We start from the raw sequence: 17,288 nt of genomic DNA on the forward strand, positions 1-17,288 counted from the left end.
CACATCCCAACCGTCAGATCTGTGACCCGCCGGCCGGCCGCGTGAACACCGGAGGCTGTGGCGCGGGTGGCTCGCCGTCCGGCCCTTCCGGACCTTCCGGCGTAGCCCCTCCATCCGTCCCGCCGCCGCCCTGGGCATCCTTCGCCGCACGCCGCGAGACCTTCCGCTCGCGGCGCCCCTCGACGAGGTTGTACAGGGTCGGCAGCACGATCAGCGTGAGCACGGTCGACGAGATCAGGCCGCCGATGACGACGATGGCGAGCGGCTGCGAGATGAAGCCGCCGTGGCCGGTCAGGCCGATGGCCATCGGCGTGAGCGCCGCGATCGTGGCCAGCGCCGTCATCAGGATCGGCCGGAGCCGTCGGGACGCGCCGTGCGCGACAGCATCCGCCACACTCAACCCTCGCCGGCGGTACTGGTTGACGAGGTCGATGAGCACGATCGCGTTCGTCACGACGATGCCGATGAGCATCAGCAGACCGATCAGCGAGGCCACACCGAGCGGGATGCCAGAGGCGATCTGCAGCAGGATGGCGCCGGTCGCCGCGAACGGCACCGACACGAGCAGCAGCAGCGGCTGGCGCAGCGACCGGAAGGTCGCCACCATCACGATGTACACGATCAGGATGGCCGCGAGCAGCGCGAGCCCGAGCTGCTGGAACGCGTCGGACTGGCTGGACGAGACTCCACCGATCTTCGCGGTCGCGCCGGAGGGCAGGTCGGCCGCCTTCAGGCTCGCCGTCACATCGGCGTTGGCCGTCGTCAGGTTGTCCGTCGCCGGTGTGGCCGTCACGCTCGCCGTCCGCAGCCCGCGCTGGGTGGTGACGGATGCCGGACCCTTGACCTCCGTGACGGAGGCCAGCGAATCGAGCGGCACGACCCCGGTGGCCGTCGGGATGGAGAGCTGGGACAGCCCCGCCACCGTGCTGGGCGGGTTGGCGCTCTGCAGGTAGATCTTGAGCGTCGTGTCGTTGATCGCGACCGACCCCGCCTGCGTCGGCTGCACCGACTGAGACACGATCGTGCCGACGGCGACCTCGCTGAGCCCAGCCGCCGCCGCCTTCTCACGGTCGACCACCACGGCGACGTACGGCAGCGATGCGCTCAGGTTGGAGTTCACCTGCTTCAGCGACGACTTCTTCTTCAGCTCGGCGACCACCGCATCCGTCGCCTTCTGCAGATCGGCGTTGCTCGTCGCGGTGATGTCCACCTCGATGTCGCTGGATCCGCCGAACCCCTGCGAGGCGGACAGAGTGATGTCGCCCTGGTCCTTGATGCCGGCCAGCTCGTCCTGGATGGTGTTCTGCAGCTTCGCCTGGTCCGCGTTCGGGTCGGTCGTGATCGAGAACGTCGTCCCGCCGCTCCCGCCGGTGAAGGCGTCCCGCAGCGACGAGCCGCTCGAACCGATCGACACCTGGACCGTCTTCACGCCCTCCGTGCCGAGCAGCTTCTGCTCGACGACCTTCGCCGCGTCGTCCTTCGCCTGGAGGCTGGCGCCGGGCTCCAGAGACTGGGTGACCGTGAGAGAGTTCTGGCCGCTCGATCCGAGGAAGTTCGTCTTCACGAGGGGGAACGCGGCGAACGTCAGGAACAGCACCAGCACGGCGGCCAGAATCGTCGTCCAGGAGTGCTTCAGCGTCCAGCCGATGATCGGCAGGTAGCCGGCCTGCAGGCGGGACGGGTGCTCCAGCTCGTCCACACCGGAGGCCGCGGCCTCGTCGACGGTCAGGTGCGCGGCCTCCACCTCGCCGCCCTCGTGCTTGTGCACCTTCGGCGCCCGCAGGAACCAGTAGGCGAGCACGGGGACGATGGTGAGCGCGACGAGCAGCGACGACAGCAGGGCGATGGTCACGGTCACCGCGAAGGGCCGGAACAGCTCGCCGGTCACGTCGCCGACGAACGCCAGCGGCAGGAAGACGGCGACCGTGGTGATGGTCGACGCGGTGATCGCGCCGGCGACCTCCCGGACCGCACGGACGATCGTGACCGCCCGATCCGCGCCGGGGACGAGCTGTCGTTTGATGTTCTCGATGACGACGATGGAGTCGTCGACCACACGTCCGATCGCGATGGTGAGCGCGCCGAGCGTGATGATGTTGAGCGTGTAGCCGGAGGCCCACATCACGACGAACGTGATGAGCACGCTGGTCGGGATGGAGATGGCCGTCACGAGGGTCGACCGCACGGACAGCAGGAACACCAGGATGACGATGACCGCCATCACGAGGCCCAGCAGGCCCTCCTCGGTGAGCGAGTTGATCGACTGGGTGATGAACGGCGCCTGGTCGAAGACGACGGTGATCGTCACGTCCGAACCGAGCTTCTTCTCGAGGTCCGGGACCAGCTTCGTGACCTCGTGCGAGACCTCGACCGTGTTCGCGGACGGCAGCTTGGTGACCGCGACGGTCAGCGCCGGCTTTCCGTCGACGCGGGAGAGGGACGTGGTGGGGTCGTCGGTCTCCTGGACGGTCGCGACGGCTCCGATGGTGGGCGGTGGGGTGGCAGCCGCAGCTGACGCGGCCGCGGCGGCTGCGGCAGTATCCGCACCAGCGCCAGCGGCAGCGCCAGCACCAGCGCCAGCGCCAGCGCCAGCACCAGCGGCAGCGCCCGAACCTGCGGCCGCCCCGCTCCCGGAGCTGGCCCCGCCCGCCGAGCGGATGAGCGGCAGTCCGGCGATGTCGTCCACCGATCCGAGCTGCTTCCCGGTCTGGATGGACAGCGTCTTGTCGTTCTCTGTGATGTCCCCGCCGGGGATCAGCACACCGCTCTGCTGCAGCGCGTCCTTGATGGCCGAGGACGAGACCCCGGCCGCAGCGAGCTTCGCGGGGTCTGGCGTGATGGTGATGCGCCGGCCGACCTCGCCGACGAGCTGCGCGTCGTTGACGCCTGTCAGGTCTTTGATGTCCGGCAGGACGAGCTTCGTGATGTCGTCGCCGAGCGCACGCTGGTCCGTGCCGCCGGTGACCGCGAGCTGGATGACCGGCAGGTCGTCGATGCTTCCGGAGAGCACCTGCGGCTCGACGCCGGAGGGGAGGGCCGACTTGATGCGGTTGACCGCCTGGTCGATCTTCTGCTCGGCGGTGGCCAGATCCGTTCCGTAGGTGAACTTCGCGGTGATGATCGACTGGTTGGTGCTGCTCACTGCGGACGTGCTGTCGAGGTTCGGGACCCCCTGGATCGCCGCCTCCACCGGGGTGCTCACGTCGTTGTTGACCACTTCGGGCGACGCGCCGGGGTAGCTGGAGAGCACGACGAGTTGCGGGAATGAGATCGACGGGATCAGTTCCTGCTTCAGGTTGGTGAGCGCGAGGCCGCCGAAGATCGCGGCAACGATCGTGATGAGTGCGATCAGGGCGCGGTTCTTCATGCTGAGGACAGCGAGGAAATGCACGGAATTCCCCTCGAGGGACGACTGGCAGGACACGCGGCGACGGTGGCGCATCGAAAGTATGTCAGCCGGTGTTGAGCGCGCGCTTCATGCCGTAGTACGACATCCCCGTACTCCCCCGGGTGTCCGGGGACGCGGGCGCCAGGCCTGTCCGGCTCTCAGACGACGCTCGGCAGCGCCCCCGACTCGAAGTACGGGCTCGGCTCGTTGGCGGCGACCGCCCACGCCCTCGACAGTGCGGAGAAGGCGCGGTCGTACTCCTCGGCGGTGTACGTGATCGGGATGCGCAGGAACCGCTCGAAGGCGCCGTCGATCCCGAATCGCGGCCCGGCGGCGATGAGCAGACCGTGGCTGCGGGCGGCGAGTGCCAGGGCCGAACTGACCGGCGCGCCGATCCCCACCCAGGCGGTCAGACCGCCGTGCTGCATCGGCACCGACCAGTCGGGGAATGTCTCCTCCACCAGCCGATGCACCGACTCGCGACCGCGGCGCAGCTGCTCGCGGCGCTCCTCCATGATCTCCACGATCTGCGGCAGCAGGTGCGCGACGACCAGCTGCTCGATCACCGGCGTGCCGAGGTCGGTCGAGGGCTTCGCCGCGATGAGGCGCTGGATGTGCGAGCGCTCTGCGCGGATCCATCCGATCCTGAGGCCTCCCCACAGCGTCTTGCTGGCCGATCCGATCATGATGATGGGCGCGCCGGGGGAGGCCGGGTCGGCGTAGCGCGGCATCGGCAGGTAGTCGCCGACACGGTCGATGTCGAGCTCCGCGGTGGTCTCGTCGGCGACCACGATGGTGCCGTGCCCGGCGGCTGCGGCGAGCACCCGCCCGCGCGTCTCCGGGCTCATGGAGGCGCCGGTGGGGTTGTGGAAGTCGGGGATGAGGTAGGCGAGCGCCGGGTTGGAACGGCGGAAGGTCTGCTCGATCGCCTCCGCATCCCAGCCGTCCGCCTCGTCGCCGATCCGGTGCGGTCCCTCCTCGGGTGCCGTGACCGTGATCGGCACGAGCCGCGCGCCGGCGAGGCGGATCGCCTCGATCGCGTGCGGGTAGGTCGGCACCTCGACGACAACCCGGTCGCCGCGCTGCAGGAAGGTGCGGGCGATCAGCGCGATCGCCTGCTGCGCCCCCACCGTGACCAGGATCTGGTCCGGCGAGGTGGGCAGGCCGCGCCGCGTGTACCGCTCGGCGATCTCCGCGCGCAGGTGCGGGAGCCCGACCGGGTCGTAGCCGGGCTCTGGGAGGAACCGCGGCAGCTCCTCAGCGGCGGCGCGCGCGGCGGCGGCCAGGGTCGACGCGGCGGGGAGGGAGGCCTTGGTGAAGTCGAGCATCCCCTCGCCGCCGGTCGCAGGGAGGGGGAGGGAGCGGCCGGGGAGCCGGGCGACGCTGCCGGAGCCGCGCACGCTGTCGACGAAGCCGGCCTCGCGCAGCTGGCGGTACGCCGCGGCGACCGTCGTTCGGCTCAGCTCGAGACGACCGGCCAGGTCGCGCTCGGCGGGCAGGCGGGTGCCGATGGGGATGCGCCCGTCGAGCACCAGGAGGCGGATGCGGTCGGCGAGCGCCGCGTAGCCCGCGGCGGAGGTCCGCCACGAGCCGAGCAGGAGCTCCAAGGAGCGGGCGGTGAGTTGCGCATCCGACATGCAGGCCACTTTACGCAGATTGGCATCTTGCCGCCAGTCCAATCATCGCGATTGGATTACCCCATGACCACCCGACTCCTCCTCACCCGGCGCCTCGTGCAGCTGCTGATCGGCCTGTTCCTCTACGGGATCGCCATCGCACTCATGGTCCGGGCCGGAATCGGGCTGTCCCCGTGGGATGTGCTGGCGCAGGGTCTCTCGATCAAGACCGGCATTCCCTTCGGATTCGTCACGAATCTGGTCGGGCTCGTGGTGCTGGCGTTCTGGATCCCGCTCCGCCAGCGGCCGGGACTGGGCACCATCCTGAACGTGCTGCTCGTCGGGCCCAGCGCACAGCTCGGGCTCGACCTCATCCCGCAGCAGACCGCGCTGTGGGCTCAGGTGCTGTTCTTCGCCGCCGGGCTGGCCTTGCTGGCCGTGGCGACCGGCCTGTACATCGGGCCGCGGCTGGGACCCGGACCGCGCGACGGCCTGATGACCGGCCTCCACGAGCGCACCGGGCGGCCGATCTGGATGGTCCGGACCGGCATCGAGGTGACCGTGCTGACCATCGGGTGGATCCTGGGCGGGAACGTCGGCGTCGGGACGCTCGCGTTCGCGCTGCTGGTCGGCCCGCTGTGCAGCCTCACCCTTCCCTTCTTCGCGATCCGCCTGCCGCAGGACGCTGCAACGGCTGCGGCGGAGCTGGAGAGCGAACTCGAGGGCACCGCCGAGCAGTCGGCCGGCCTCGAGGGCGAGCAGGATGCCGCGCGTTTCGACGTGCGCGACGGCATCCTGCTCGAATCCGACCGGGACGCGCACGCGCGCGCTTTCCGCCCGGACTCCCCCTTCGTCCGCGCTGCGCAGCCCGACCGCGCGCCAACCGCCCCCTCCGGTGCCGCTCGTCCGTCTCGCACGATCGCCGCCCACTGGCTCGACGACCGCCTCACCCGCCGCCCGCGCCACTCCTGACCCGCGCCTCCCGCCGCGCGCCCCCGCGCCTCCCGACCCGCGCCTCCCGACCCGCGCCTCCCGACCCGCGCCTCCCGACCCGCGCCGCCCGACCCGCGCCTCCCGACCCGCGCCGCCGTCGAGTCCTCACTTATTGCACGTTTCCGAGCCGAAAACGTGCAATAAGTGAGGACTCGACGGGGGGCGGGCGGGCTAGGGGGCTAGGCCGGGGCGAGGCGCGGCGGGGCGGGTGGGGCGGGGCGGGCGGGGACTACGCGAGGTGGGCGGCGGCGTAGGCGCGGAGGGCGTCGCGGACGAAGGCGGCGGCGGTGGGGCCGCCGTAGTTCGCCGCGAAGCGCTCGTCGGCGACGTACATGTCGCCGAGGCCGGTCAGGTACGCGGCCGCCGGCGCCCCGGAGCCGTAACCGGGCGTGCCCGGGATGTCGGCCAGCCAGTCGGCGTGACGCTTCGCCAGCGCCTGGGCCTCCTCCGAGTCCGGCGCGACACCGCTGGCTGCGGCGGCCTGCCAGTCGGCGGCGAGCTGCGCCTGGCGCTCCTGCCAGGCTCGCCGCTCCTCGGGTGACTTGCTGCGCCACCAGCGGTCGGACGAGGCGTAGGCCTCCTTCCCCCAGCGCTCCTCGACCTCCTCCTTGTACTGCGTGTGATCGAATCCGTCGAACATCTGCTCGGCCACGATCTCCTCTCCTTCCTCCACTGCGTGGATCGTCGACTCGACCGACGCGATCTGCCGCGCCAGCCGTTCCTGCTCCGCCCGCAGCCACTCCAGGTGGTCGCGCAGGGCGGGTGCCGCATCCGTCCGGTCGTCGAGCACGCGGCCGATGGCGTCGAGGCCGAGGCCGAGCTCGCGGAGCAGGAGGATGCGCTGCAGCCGCACGAGGGAGTCACGGTCGTAGTACCGGTAGCCGTTGCCGCCGACGCGGCTCGGCTCGAGCAGCCCGATGGCGTCGTAGTGGCGCAGCGTGCGGCTGGTGGTGCCTGCGATGCGTGCGATGTCCTGGATGGACCAGTCCATGTCTCCTCCTCTCGTGAGGTGTGAAACCCACGCTAGGAGTTGACGTTACGTCAAGGTCAAGGTGCCCGACAGGCCTGAGTTCGGGACGGGGCGGCGGTCAGCGCTTGGCGCGTGCGGGCACCCGCTTCTGCGGCGTGGAGCCACCGGCACCAGGCTGCGAGGCGTCGGGCTGGGGCTCGGGGATCGTGGACGCGATCTGCTCCGCCGTCTCCTTCGGGCCGTCGATCGTGATCGGCACCTCATGGATGTGGATGTGCGTGTGCGGCCGCGACGCCGGCACCAGCGGCCGGCGAGCGACCGGACGGACCGGCTCGCCTCGACGGTCCTGGCCGGGCAGCGGACGGGAGCGGCGGCCGTAGATCAGCGACGACGAGTCGAGCAGCCACGGAACGAGCGCCACGGTGACGCCGTGGCACAGCATCAGCTGCTTGCTGATGCGGCGGGCGCGGTGGTTGTGCAGCAGAGACTCCCACCAGTGTCCGACGATGTACTGCGGCAGGTACACCGTGACGACCTCCGAGCCGTGCTCCTCGCGGCGGTGCTTCAGGTACTTCACGAGGGGGATGCCGAAGTCGCGGTACGGCGACTCGATGATCGACAGGGGCACGTGGATGTTCTGCTCGATCCACTGGCGCTGCAGCTTCTGCGTCGCCTCCTCGTCGGTCGACACGTGGACGGCCTCGATGGAGTCGTGCCGGGCGGCGATGGCGTAGTCGAGCGCCTTCAGCGCCGGCTTCTGCATCTTGCCGATGAGGACGATCGCGTGGTCGCCGACGGCCCCGAAGGTGGTGACCGGGTCGACCTCGACCTCCTTCTCGACGTCGCGGTAGTACCGGTTCACGCCGAGCATCAGGAACCACAGGATCGGCATGAAGATGAACACCAGGTACGCGCCGTGCGTGAACTTCGTGATGGTGACGACGATCAGCACGATCGCGGTGAGGCAGGCCCCGAACGCGTTGATGCAGAGCGAGCGGACGATTCCGGTGCGCTCGCGGCCGGTCTGGCCTCCCGAGCGCAGCAGGGTGATCCAGTGCTTCACCATGCCGGACTGCCCGAGGGTGAACGAGACGAAGACGCCGATGATGTACAGCTGGATGAGCTGGGTCAGATTCGCCTGGTAGACCACGAGAAGGACCGTCGCGGCGAGGGCCAGGATGATCATCCCGTTGGAGTACACCAGGCGGTCGCCGCGGGTGTTCAGCGCCTTGGGGGCGTAGGAGTCGCGGGCGAGCACGGAGCCGAGCAGCGGGAAGCCGTTGAACGCGGTGTTCGCGGCCAGCAGCAGGACCACTGCCGTCGCGGCCTGCACCAGGAAGAAGAGGACCGAGTTGTTGCCGAAGGTGGCTGCCGCGATCTGGGCGATCAGGCTCCGCTGCGGCGACGTGGCGCACTGGGCCCAGCCCTGCAGATCGCACGGATTCTCGGCGTAGTGGACGCCGCTGATCAGCGCGGTCGCGGTCAGCCCGGCGAACAGGGTGATCGCGATCCCGCCCATGAGCCCGAGGGTGATGCGCGCATTGCGGATCTTGGGTGTGCGGAAGGCGGGGACGCCGTTGGCGACGGCCTCCACACCGGTCAGGGCCGAACATCCGCTCGAGAAGGCGCGCAGCAGCAGGAGCACGACCGCGGCCTGGGTGAGGGAGGTCGCGTGCACCTGGTAGGCGGCGGACTCGGCGACGGGCGCGTCGCCGAACGCGGTGCGCACCAGCGCGGTCACGACCATGAGGCCGACGCTGCCGATGAAGATGTACGTGGGCAGCGCGAACGCTTTCGACGACTCCCGGACACCGCGCAGGTTGACGGCGGCGATCAGGATGACGCAGAGGATGGCGAGCTCGACCCGCCAGGGCGCCAGGAACGGCAGCGCCGAGATGACGTTGTCGACTCCGGAGGCCACGGAGACCGCGACGGTGAGCACGTAGTCGACGAGCAATGCCGAGGCGACGACCAGGCCGGCCTTCTCGCCCAGGTTCTTGTGCGCGACCTCGTAGTCGCCGCCTCCCGACGGGTACGCCTTGACCAGCTGCCGGTAGCTCAGGACGACGGTGACGAGCAGCACGACGACCGCGGCCGCCACCCACGGCGCGAAGGTGAGGAACGCCAGGCCGCCGAGCAGCAGGATCATCAGGAGTTCCTGCGGTGCGTACGCGACGCTGGACAGCGCGTCCGAGGCGAAGATGGGTAGGGCGAGGTGCTTCGGGAGCAGTTGTCCTTCGAGCTTTTCACTCGGAAGCGGGTCGCCGATCAACCAGCGCTTCGGGGATCTCCCCTCAGTTGTCACGAGGTGCGAGCATACTCGCTGGCAATGCACTGTCAAGTCGGCGCGTCGCGCCCCCAGGAGCCTCCCGATCTGGCAACACTGGGCACGGCGTCGCGGAGGCGCCCGGCGCAGCGTATTCGCGCGGCACGGCGAGGGGCAGTTGCCTCACTGGGAGCCGGATGAGCATTCGCTGACTCTTCTCCGAAGCCTCGGCCGCCGGGTCACCGGCGTGCGAGCGCCTCGCTCACCGCACGGCGCACGCGATCCAGCTCTCGTGTGAGAAGCGGTACGACGTCGGCGGGGAGGGCCCCGCGCGCTGCCTGATACCGCAAGTCCGTGCGCAACTGCTGACGGAACTCGTTGAGCGCCGCCTCCGCCTCCCGCACAGCGGCGGCTCCGGCGGCCCGCGCGTCCCGTCCGGTGTCGCGCGCCTCCTGCCGCGGCTCCACCCGGGACCCGCTGCGCTTGGCTTCGCGGGCAGCGGACGCCAACTCGGCGCGCAGGGTGCGCATGGCGTCGTTGACGCCGGCCCGCACCTCGTCGGCGAGCCGGCGCACCGAGTCGGTGACCTCCTCCTCGATCGCGTCGAGCTCGGCCTGCCGGGAGGCGAGTTCCGCGCGGCCCGCGTCCGTGATGGCGTACACCGTCTTGCGGCCGTCGGTCGTCTTGGTGACCAGGCCCTCCTCCTCCAGCTTCGCCAATCGCGGGTAGATGGTTCCCGCGCTGGGGCTGTAGGTGCCGCCGAAGCGGTCGGAGAGCGCCTGCATCAGCTCGTAGCCGTGCTTGGGCGACTCGGCGAGGAGGCTGAGGAGGTAGAGGCGCAGGCTGCCGTGCGAGAAGACGGGGCTCACGCCGACGCCTCCTGCGCACCCGTGCCCTGCGCGGTGGCCGCGCTGCGCAGCACCGCTGCGTCGCCCGAGACCGAGTTCACGCTGATCTCGACCCAGGTGCCGTTCAGCGTGCCGGACGTGCCCGTGTAGCCCTTGCCCATGCCGCCGACCACGGTCATGTTGTCGAGCTGCACCTTGCCCGACACCGTGTTGACGCGGTACCGTGCGCCGACGGCCTCCGGAATGCGGATGGTCGTGTCGCCGGAGACCGTGTTCACCGCGATATCGTCCGGCGTGCCGGTGACGTCGATCATGATGTCGCCCGAGACGCCGTCGGCCGAGAAGCGGCGGATGGCGCCGGTCGCGGTCACGTCGCCGGACACGGTGTGGGCGGAGATGCGACCGGTGTGGTCGCGCACCGAGAGCTCGCCGCTGACGGAGTTGAGCTCGATGTCGCCGGTGAGCCCGTCGGCGACGACATCGCCGTTGACGGTGCTGAGCCGGGCGTCGGTGCGGAGGCCGGAGACGAGCGCGGTCGCGGACACGACACCGAACTTGAGCTCGACATCGCGGGGGACCAGCACGCTGACATCCGCCCGGGCGCTGGAGCGCATGGACTTGAACACCTCGATGAAGTTGTCCCAGCGCAGCTGCGGGTGATCGATCTCCAGCCGATCGCCGTCGATGACGATCTTGAGGTCGCGGCCCGTGACCGAGTGCACCTCGATACGCGCGCCGGGCTCGTCGTGGCCGACGATGTCGATCTGGCCTCCGATGAATCCGACCTTCAGCGCGCGGACGACCTCCACGTCGATGGTGCGGCTCTCGCCGGGCTGGATCAGCCACTTCTCTTGTGCCATTGCTCTGCTCCCTGTTCCTCGGCCCGTGCCGGGACCGTTCGGTGACTCGCGTTATATCGCGACTGTTGACGAGATCACGATATAGCTCGATTGCGAGGGATGCAAGGGTACGGCGTCAGAATCGGCGGAGTTCAGGGTCAGGTCAGGGCGAACCCTGAGAGAGACCGAGCTAACGGCGCAGCCAGGGCTGGAGCAGTCGCGTGACGAACGGCAGCAGCAGGTACGTCATCGTGGGCGTCAGGCACAGCGTGGTGATCAGCACGGACGCGAGCGGCCACAGGCTGTGCCAGCCGGGAACGAAGGCACCGGTCAGGGAGGTGAACAGCAGCGACAGCGGGAAGAACCCGAGCCAGATCGTCACCGCCTGCTTCCAGCGCGGCGGCGCCGCCGGCACACCGGGCTGCGGCGCGTCGAACCAGCCCTCGATGCCGGTCCGCCGCTCCACCCGGGACACCTCTACGAGCTCCCGGCCCTCGTACAGCCAGTCCGCGCGCTCGTCCGACGCCTCCCAGGTCTCCAGCGTGTCGGCGTCGGCGAAGCGGTACAGCATGTGCCAGTCGTCGGAATCCGCGTGGGCCCGGACCCACCCGGATCCGAGAAAGCCATCGAAGGTGTTGGCCAGGTTGACCCCCGCCTGGACCCAGTGGGTCACCTCGGCGAGCCGCGTGCTGTCGACACGGCGGGTGATGGAAACGGTGATCGGGAGGCGACGCGCTCGTGACGCGTCGACGAGAGGCTCTTGTGGAGACATGCGTCCATTGTCTCCGGGCCGCGTTACGCGCGGATTTCGGGAGGAGCCTCAGCTGTTCTTCGACATCCTGTTGCTCGACACCGAGCGCTCGCTCGCGGCGCCGCCGCCGAAGAGAGCGGGGCTGTCCCGGACCACCAGGCGCGGCGCGACCAGGCGGTGGCGGGGATCCGCCACGTCGTCGCCGCGTCGCACGCGGCCGCCGTGGGTGCCGGTCAGCAGCTCCAGCACGCCGGCGGCGACCTCGTCGAGCTGCTGGGCGACGCTCGAGAAGCCGAGGGAGGCGGCCACCGGGGTGTCGTCGTACCCGATGACCGGGATGCGGCCTCCCGTGGCCGTCAACGCGCCCAGCGCGAGCGAGTCGGAGGCGCAGACCAGACCGTCGAGGGGTCCCGCCTGCAGTTCGAGCCGTCGCACGGCCTCCGCGCCGAACGGAACGGCATCCTCTGCGGCGATGTCGAGCAGACGCAGCTCCTCCTCCGACAGGCCGCTGCCCTGTCGCATGGCCTCGCGCCAGCCCGCACGGCGGTCGTCACCGGTGCCGGACCCGCTGGGCCAGCCGAGGAACCCGATACGCCGGGCGCCGCGCGACAGCAGGTGGAGGGTCGCGTCGCGCACGCCGGCGCGGCCGTCCACATCCACCCAGAGATGTTCGGGGTCCGTCATGTCGTCGATCCCCCACGGGCGGCCGAACGTGACGAAGGACTGGCCGTTCTCGATCAGCCATTCCGTGCGCGGATCGCCGTGGAACGTCGAGGTGAGCACGAAAGCGTCCACATCGGCCGCGTCCGACAGCCGACGGAACTGCTCGATCTCGCCCTCCGGACCGTCGGCGGTGAACAACAGCATCCGCAGGCCCTGCCGATCGGCCTGTTCGGTGAGCGCATGGAGGAACCGGTCGAGGATGCTGCCCGAGATCCCGTCCTGGGTGATCGGGTCGAGGCGGATCCCGATCGTCGAGCTCTTCTGCGTGCGCAGACGGCGCGCGGAGGCGTGCGGACGATAGCCCAGCGAGTGGATGGCGGCCTGGACGCGTTCCCGGGTCTCGGGACGCACCAGCTCTGGCGCGTTGAGGACGTTCGAGACCGTCTGCCGGGAGACGCCGGCCACGCCGGCGACATCGCTCACGGTCGGCTGCGCACCCATCGCGACTCCCTCCTCTGCGGCTGGATATGACCCTAGTGGTCTGCTTGACACCTGCGGAACCGCGTGGCTACTGTGGCAGGCATCCCGGTTTGATCGTTCAAACTCAGCTTAGCAATCGGTGATTTGATCGATCAAACGTACAGGGAGTGACGATCGACTCGGAGCGGAGGAACGGATGCGCGCATCGCTGCGGAGCACCCGCGTCACCTCACGCATGCCGAAGAATCGCTCACAGACCGCACCACCCGACGGGTTGTCCACGACCTTCCCGACCCTTCCGGCGTGCGCCCCGGCTAGCGGGCACACTCACACCAAGGAGACACGAATGCGCAAGATCACACACCGCTGGCTCGCGGGCGGCGCCGTCGCCGCGGCGACCGCGCTCGCCCTCACGGCGTGCGGCTCCGGCTTCGGCGGCAGCAGCAGCAGCACCGACAGCGGCAAGCTCACCTCGTCCGACAAGGCCCTCACGGTCATGATCGGCTCGTCCGGCGACGCCGAGACGACCGCGGTGAAGTCCGCCGTTGCCGACTGGGCCAAAAGCTCCGGCACCACGGCGAGCGTCGTCGCAGCGTCCGACCTGAACCAGCAGCTCTCGCAGGGCTTCGCCGCGAAGAAGCCGGCCGACGTCTTCTACCTCTCCACCGACGCCCTCGCCGGGTACGCCTCCAACGGCTCCCTCCTCGCGTACGGCGACCAGCTGAGCAACAAGAGCGACTTCTACCCGAGCCTGGTGAAGTCGTTCACGTACGACGGCAAGTTCTACTGCGCCCCGAAAGACTTCTCGACGCTGCAGCTGGTGATCAACACCGACGCGTGGAGTGCCGCGGGACTGAGCGACTCCGACATCCCGAAGACATGGGACCAGCTCGAGTCCGTCGCCAAGAAGCTCACCACGGGCAGCCAGGTCGGGCTCGGCATCTCCGGCGAATACGCCCGTGTCGGCTCGTTCATGGTGCAGGCCGGCGGCAACCTCATGAATGACGACAGCACGAAGGCCACCGCGAACAGCGACGCCAACGTCAAGGCGCTCGACTTCGTCAAGACGATGCTCAACGGCGGCGAGCTGAAGTACGCCAAGGATCTCGGCGCCGGCTGGGGCGGAGAAGCCTTCGGCAAGGGCCTCGCGGCGATGACGATCGAGGGCAACTGGATCACGGGTGCGCTCAAGTCCGACTTCCCGAACATCAAGTACAAGATCGTCGAGCTCCCGAAGGGCCCGGCCGGCCAGGGCACCCTCCAGTTCACCAACTGCTGGGGCATCGCGGCCGACAGCCCCAACCAGGCCGCAGCGCTGAAGCTCGTCGAGAAGCTGACGAGCAAAGACGACCAGCTCGCGTTCTCGAAGGCGTTCGGTCCGATGCCGTCCATCAAGTCGGCCGCCGACGAGTGGAAGTCCGACAACCCCGACCTGGTGCCCTTCCTGAGTGCCGCCGACTACGCCAAGGGCGTCCCGACGGCCAAGGGCTCCGCCGATGTCGTGACCGACTTCAACAGCAAGCTGGAGTCGCTGGCCACCGGCGACCCGAAGTCCATCCTCGACGCCACGCAGAAGAACCTCGAAGCGCTGCTCAAGTAGTACGCCGCACAAATAGCGCACCGCACAGAGCGAACGCTCGGAGGGAAAGGCCTCTCATGTCTGCAACCACGAGTCGGTCTCGTCGCACCGGAATCCGGCGCGGCGAGGCCGCCTCGGGGTGGTTGTTCACCGCCCCGGTCATCCTGCTGCTCGGCGTCTTCCTCGTCGTGCCGGTGCTCATGGCGCTGTGGGTGAGCTTCTCGGACTGGGGAGGGCGCGGCAGCCCGTTCTCCTCCGACGTGAAGTTCGTCGGCTTCGACAACTATGCGGCGCTCCTGGGGGGCGGCGGCCTGGCCGAACAGGACTTCGGCATGTCCCTCAAGAACAACGCCTGGTACGTCGTGCTCGTGGTCCCCCTCCAGACGGCCGTGTCGCTCGGCCTGGCGGTCCTCGTCAACCGGGCCGTCCTCCGCGGGCGCGGCTTCTTCCGCACCGCTTTCTACTTCCCGTCGGTGACCAGCTCGGTGGCGATCACCGTGCTGTGGCTCTTCCTGTTCAGCACGAGCGGCGCGGTCAACAAGATGCTCTCGTGGTTCGGCATCCACGGTCCGAACTGGTTCAACGACCCGAGCGGCATCATCCACGACCTGCTCGCCGCCTTCGGGGTGTCCCAGGGACCGGCGGCCCTCACGCAGAACACGACGCTCGGCGTCAGCTGGTGGGACTGGCTGGGAGGCCCGTCCGTGGCGATGTCGGCGTACATCATCATGGCCGTGTTCACCACGAGCGGTACCTTCATGCTGCTGTTCCTGGCAGCGCTGCAGAACCTCGGCGGAGACGTGACAGAGGCCGCGATGATGGATGGCGCGAACGGCTGGCAGCGCTTCTGGCGCGTCACCCTCCCTCAGCTCCGGCCGACGCTGTTCACCGTCCTCACCCTCGGCCTCATCGGCTGCTGGCAGGTGTTCGACCAGATCTACACCGGGACCCGCGGCGCACCCGGCAAGACCACGCTGACGCCGGCCTACCTCTCCTACCAGACCTCGTTCGTGAATCAGGAGTGGGGCCAGGGCGCCGCGATCGCCTTCATCCTCTTCGTCATCATCGTCGTCTTCACGCTCTTCCAGCGCTGGGTGCTGCGCGAACGGGCGGTGTCCAAGCGGCGGATGCGGCTCTACCAGCCCGCGCTCGCGGCCGGCACGGCCGCGGGTGGGGCGCCGAGCAGCGTCCCCGCCCCGGGCGACGACTCCGACCGGAAGGGAGCGCTCCGATGAGCACGACCGCACTCGAGGCGGACCGCGAGGCGCAGACCCCTCAGCCGGCCCGCCCCCGGCCGTCCGGCCGGCGGCGGCGTTCGACCGGCACGGTCGTCGCCACGTCGATCACGTACGCGATCCTCGTCGTCCTCGCGATCGTCTACATCATGCCGTTCCTCATCCAGCTGGCGACCTCCTTCAAGACGGACGCGGAGGCGACCGCGGACCCGATCGCGCTCATCCCTCAGACCTTCACTGCGGCGGCGTACACCAAGCTCTTCGTCAACTCCGACTTCCCGATCTGGTTCGGCAACTCCGCCCTCGTGACCGTCGTGGTGACGCTGGGCCGCGTCTTCTTCGCCTCGCTGGCCGGTTACGCCCTCGCGCGGCTGCACTTCCGCGGGAGGACGGTCGTCTTTGCGGCCCTCGTCGCGGTCATGTCGGTGCCGATGGTGGTGCTCCTGATCCCCAAGTTCCTCGTGATCAATCAGCTCGGCATGTACGACTCGTACACGGGCATGATCCTGCCGCTGCTCACCGACGCGGCCGGGGTCTTCATCATGAAGAACTTCTTCGAGTCGATCCCCGCCAGCGTCGAGGAGCAGGCGCGCATCGACGGCGCTGGGACCTTCCGCGTGTTCTGGTCGATCGTGCTGCCGATGGCGCGACCGGCCCTCATCACGATCGTCATCCTGTCGTTCCAGGGATCGTGGAACGAGCTCGCGCACTTCATCGTCTCGACGCAGAGCCCCGCCCTGACGACCCTGACCAAGGGCGTCGCCGGGCTGGCCAGCGGGCAGCTCAGCCAGGGCAGCCAGTACCCGCTCAAGCTCGCGGCGGCGGCGATCATGACCATCCCGGTGGCGGTGCTGTTCTTCGTCTTCCAGCGGAAGATCATGAACTCGAGCGAGGGGGCGGTCAAGGAATGACCGCATCAGAGCCGACCATCCTGGCCAGCTGCGGGGGCCTGAACGCGGGAGCGTGGAGCGACTCCGTCTACGGACCGCTGCTGCACCACGCCATCGCTCTGGCCGACGTGCAGGGTCGCGCCCCACGGGTGACCCACATCAACACGGCTGGCGGCGACCAGCGGCACGTGGAGGGCGCAGAACTGGAGGCCGCGCGTGCAGCCGGAGTCGAGGCCACCCATCTGCGGATGTTCCCGCACCCCAACATCGACGACATCCGCGCGCATCTCCTGCGGCAGGACGTGGTCTGGGTGAGCGGAGGCAGCCTCGTCAACCTCCTCGCGGTCTGGCGCGCGCACGGTCTCGACCGGCTGCTGACCGAGGCGTGGCAGGCGGGCGTGGTGCTCGCCGGAGGCTCCGCCGGCGCGCTGTGCTGGCACGAGGGCGGCACCACCTCCTCGTTCGGGCCGGAGATCACGGCGGTGGCCGACGGGCTGGCCCTCGTGCCCGGGTCGCTGGCGGTCCACTACGACTCCGACCCCGTGCGGCGTCCGGCTCACCACCGCGCGGTCACGGACGGCACCCTGCCCGACGGGTACGCACTCGACGAGGGTGTCGGACTGGTCTACCGCGGTCGCCGCCCGGCCGAGGTCGTCGCCGAGCGACCTCGGGCGTACGCCTGGCGCGTGGAGCGGGACGGCGGCGGGGTGCGCGAGACGCTGATCGAGCCCCGTGTGCTCGGGCAGGAGTACGCCGCCGCATGACACCGC

General features: G+C 69.6%; 13 protein-coding genes. 5 read left to right on the plus strand and 8 right to left on the minus strand.

Annotated elements, in window-relative coordinates; all coding sequences use genetic code 11:
* Nucleotides 1–13: 13 nt before the first annotated feature.
* Together SB754_RS14045 and SB754_RS14050 are read right to left on the minus strand one after the other, a co-directional pair.
* Nucleotides 14–3,391, minus strand: coding sequence for an efflux RND transporter permease subunit (locus SB754_RS14045; protein WP_410782925.1), 3,378 nt, complete (start codon nucleotides 3,389–3,391; stop codon nucleotides 14–16).
* 155 nt (nucleotides 3,392–3,546) lie between these two features.
* Nucleotides 3,547–5,025 (minus strand): PLP-dependent aminotransferase family protein, encoded by a 1,479-nt coding sequence (locus tag SB754_RS14050; protein ID WP_410782926.1) that lies wholly within the window; start codon nucleotides 5,023–5,025, stop codon nucleotides 3,547–3,549.
* 63 nt (nucleotides 5,026–5,088) lie between these two features.
* Between SB754_RS14050 and SB754_RS14055 the strand changes: the two genes are divergently transcribed.
* Nucleotides 5,089–5,976, plus strand: a complete 888-nt coding sequence (locus tag SB754_RS14055) for a YczE/YyaS/YitT family protein (protein ID WP_410782927.1) — start codon at nucleotides 5,089–5,091, stop codon at nucleotides 5,974–5,976.
* A gap of 250 nt (nucleotides 5,977–6,226) precedes the next feature.
* Here SB754_RS14055 and SB754_RS14060 read toward each other — a convergent pair whose 3' ends face one another.
* The 6 genes from SB754_RS14060 to SB754_RS14085 form a co-directional block, all read right to left on the minus strand.
* A complete protein-coding gene (locus SB754_RS14060; protein ID WP_410782928.1) occupies nucleotides 6,227–6,988 on the minus strand; it encodes a MerR family transcriptional regulator in 762 nt (253 codons plus the stop codon).
* A 97-nt stretch (nucleotides 6,989–7,085) separates the two neighbouring features.
* Nucleotides 7,086–9,239, minus strand: coding sequence for an APC family permease (locus SB754_RS14065; RefSeq protein ID WP_410783326.1), 2,154 nt, complete (start codon nucleotides 9,237–9,239; stop codon nucleotides 7,086–7,088).
* Nucleotides 9,240–9,472: 233 nt separating this feature from the next.
* Nucleotides 9,473–10,102, minus strand: coding sequence for a PadR family transcriptional regulator (locus tag SB754_RS14070; protein WP_410782929.1), 630 nt, complete (start codon nucleotides 10,100–10,102; stop codon nucleotides 9,473–9,475).
* Nucleotides 10,099–10,941 carry a DUF4097 family beta strand repeat-containing protein gene (locus tag SB754_RS14075; protein ID WP_410782930.1) on the minus strand — a complete coding sequence of 281 codons (843 nt, stop codon included), beginning with the start codon at nucleotides 10,939–10,941 and terminating at the stop codon, nucleotides 10,099–10,101. The genes SB754_RS14070 and SB754_RS14075 overlap by 4 nt, the downstream gene beginning before the upstream one ends.
* A gap of 169 nt (nucleotides 10,942–11,110) precedes the next feature.
* The gene (locus tag SB754_RS14080) at nucleotides 11,111–11,692 is read right to left on the minus strand and encodes an antibiotic biosynthesis monooxygenase (RefSeq protein ID WP_410782931.1); all 582 of its coding nucleotides are present in this window, start codon (nucleotides 11,690–11,692) and stop codon (nucleotides 11,111–11,113) included.
* A gap of 48 nt (nucleotides 11,693–11,740) precedes the next feature.
* Nucleotides 11,741–12,835 carry a LacI family DNA-binding transcriptional regulator gene (locus SB754_RS14085; protein ID WP_410782932.1) on the minus strand — a complete coding sequence of 365 codons (1,095 nt, stop codon included), beginning with the start codon at nucleotides 12,833–12,835 and terminating at the stop codon, nucleotides 11,741–11,743.
* Between the two features lie 325 nt (nucleotides 12,836–13,160).
* Here SB754_RS14085 and SB754_RS14090 point away from each other — a divergent pair, with 325 nt between their 5' ends.
* From SB754_RS14090 to SB754_RS14105, 4 genes are read left to right on the plus strand one after another with little or no spacing between them, the layout of a single operon-like run.
* The gene (locus tag SB754_RS14090; protein WP_410782933.1) at nucleotides 13,161–14,414 is read left to right on the plus strand and encodes an extracellular solute-binding protein; all 1,254 of its coding nucleotides are present in this window, start codon (nucleotides 13,161–13,163) and stop codon (nucleotides 14,412–14,414) included.
* 56 nt (nucleotides 14,415–14,470) lie between these two features.
* The gene (locus SB754_RS14095) at nucleotides 14,471–15,628 is read left to right on the plus strand and encodes a carbohydrate ABC transporter permease (protein ID WP_410782934.1); all 1,158 of its coding nucleotides are present in this window, start codon (nucleotides 14,471–14,473) and stop codon (nucleotides 15,626–15,628) included.
* Complete coding sequence (locus tag SB754_RS14100) at nucleotides 15,625–16,539, plus strand: carbohydrate ABC transporter permease (RefSeq protein ID WP_410782935.1); 915 nt, start codon at nucleotides 15,625–15,627, stop codon at nucleotides 16,537–16,539. The genes SB754_RS14095 and SB754_RS14100 overlap by 4 nt, the downstream gene beginning before the upstream one ends.
* Nucleotides 16,536–17,282, plus strand: coding sequence for a Type 1 glutamine amidotransferase-like domain-containing protein (locus tag SB754_RS14105; protein ID WP_410782936.1), 747 nt, complete (start codon nucleotides 16,536–16,538; stop codon nucleotides 17,280–17,282). The genes SB754_RS14100 and SB754_RS14105 overlap by 4 nt, the downstream gene beginning before the upstream one ends.
* Nucleotides 17,283–17,288 lie beyond the last annotated feature (6 nt).

The organism is Leifsonia sp. SIMBA_070, assembly GCF_046534635.1.
In the GTDB taxonomy this organism is placed as follows: domain Bacteria; phylum Actinomycetota; class Actinomycetes; order Actinomycetales; family Microbacteriaceae; genus Leifsonia.

Bases quoted from the DNA above. Each gene is read 5' to 3' on its own strand.
- SB754_RS14060 (WP_410782928.1), bottom strand. From the start codon at position 6,988: ATGGACTGGTCCATCCAGGACATCGCACGCATCGCAGGCACCACCAGC.
- SB754_RS14080 (WP_410782931.1), bottom strand. From the start codon at position 11,692: ATGTCTCCACAAGAGCCTCTCGTCGACGCGTCACGAGCGCGTCGCCTC.
- SB754_RS14050 (WP_410782926.1), bottom strand. From the start codon at position 5,025: ATGTCGGATGCGCAACTCACCGCCCGCTCCTTGGAGCTCCTGCTCGGC.
- SB754_RS14055 (WP_410782927.1), top strand. From the start codon at position 5,089: ATGACCACCCGACTCCTCCTCACCCGGCGCCTCGTGCAGCTGCTGATC.
- SB754_RS14100 (WP_410782935.1), top strand. From the start codon at position 15,625: ATGAGCACGACCGCACTCGAGGCGGACCGCGAGGCGCAGACCCCTCAG.
- SB754_RS14095 (WP_410782934.1), top strand. From the start codon at position 14,471: ATGTCTGCAACCACGAGTCGGTCTCGTCGCACCGGAATCCGGCGCGGC.
- SB754_RS14105 (WP_410782936.1), top strand. From the start codon at position 16,536: ATGACCGCATCAGAGCCGACCATCCTGGCCAGCTGCGGGGGCCTGAAC.
- SB754_RS14075 (WP_410782930.1), bottom strand. From the start codon at position 10,941: ATGGCACAAGAGAAGTGGCTGATCCAGCCCGGCGAGAGCCGCACCATC.
- SB754_RS14085 (WP_410782932.1), bottom strand. From the start codon at position 12,835: ATGGGTGCGCAGCCGACCGTGAGCGATGTCGCCGGCGTGGCCGGCGTC.
- SB754_RS14090 (WP_410782933.1), top strand. From the start codon at position 13,161: ATGCGCAAGATCACACACCGCTGGCTCGCGGGCGGCGCCGTCGCCGCG.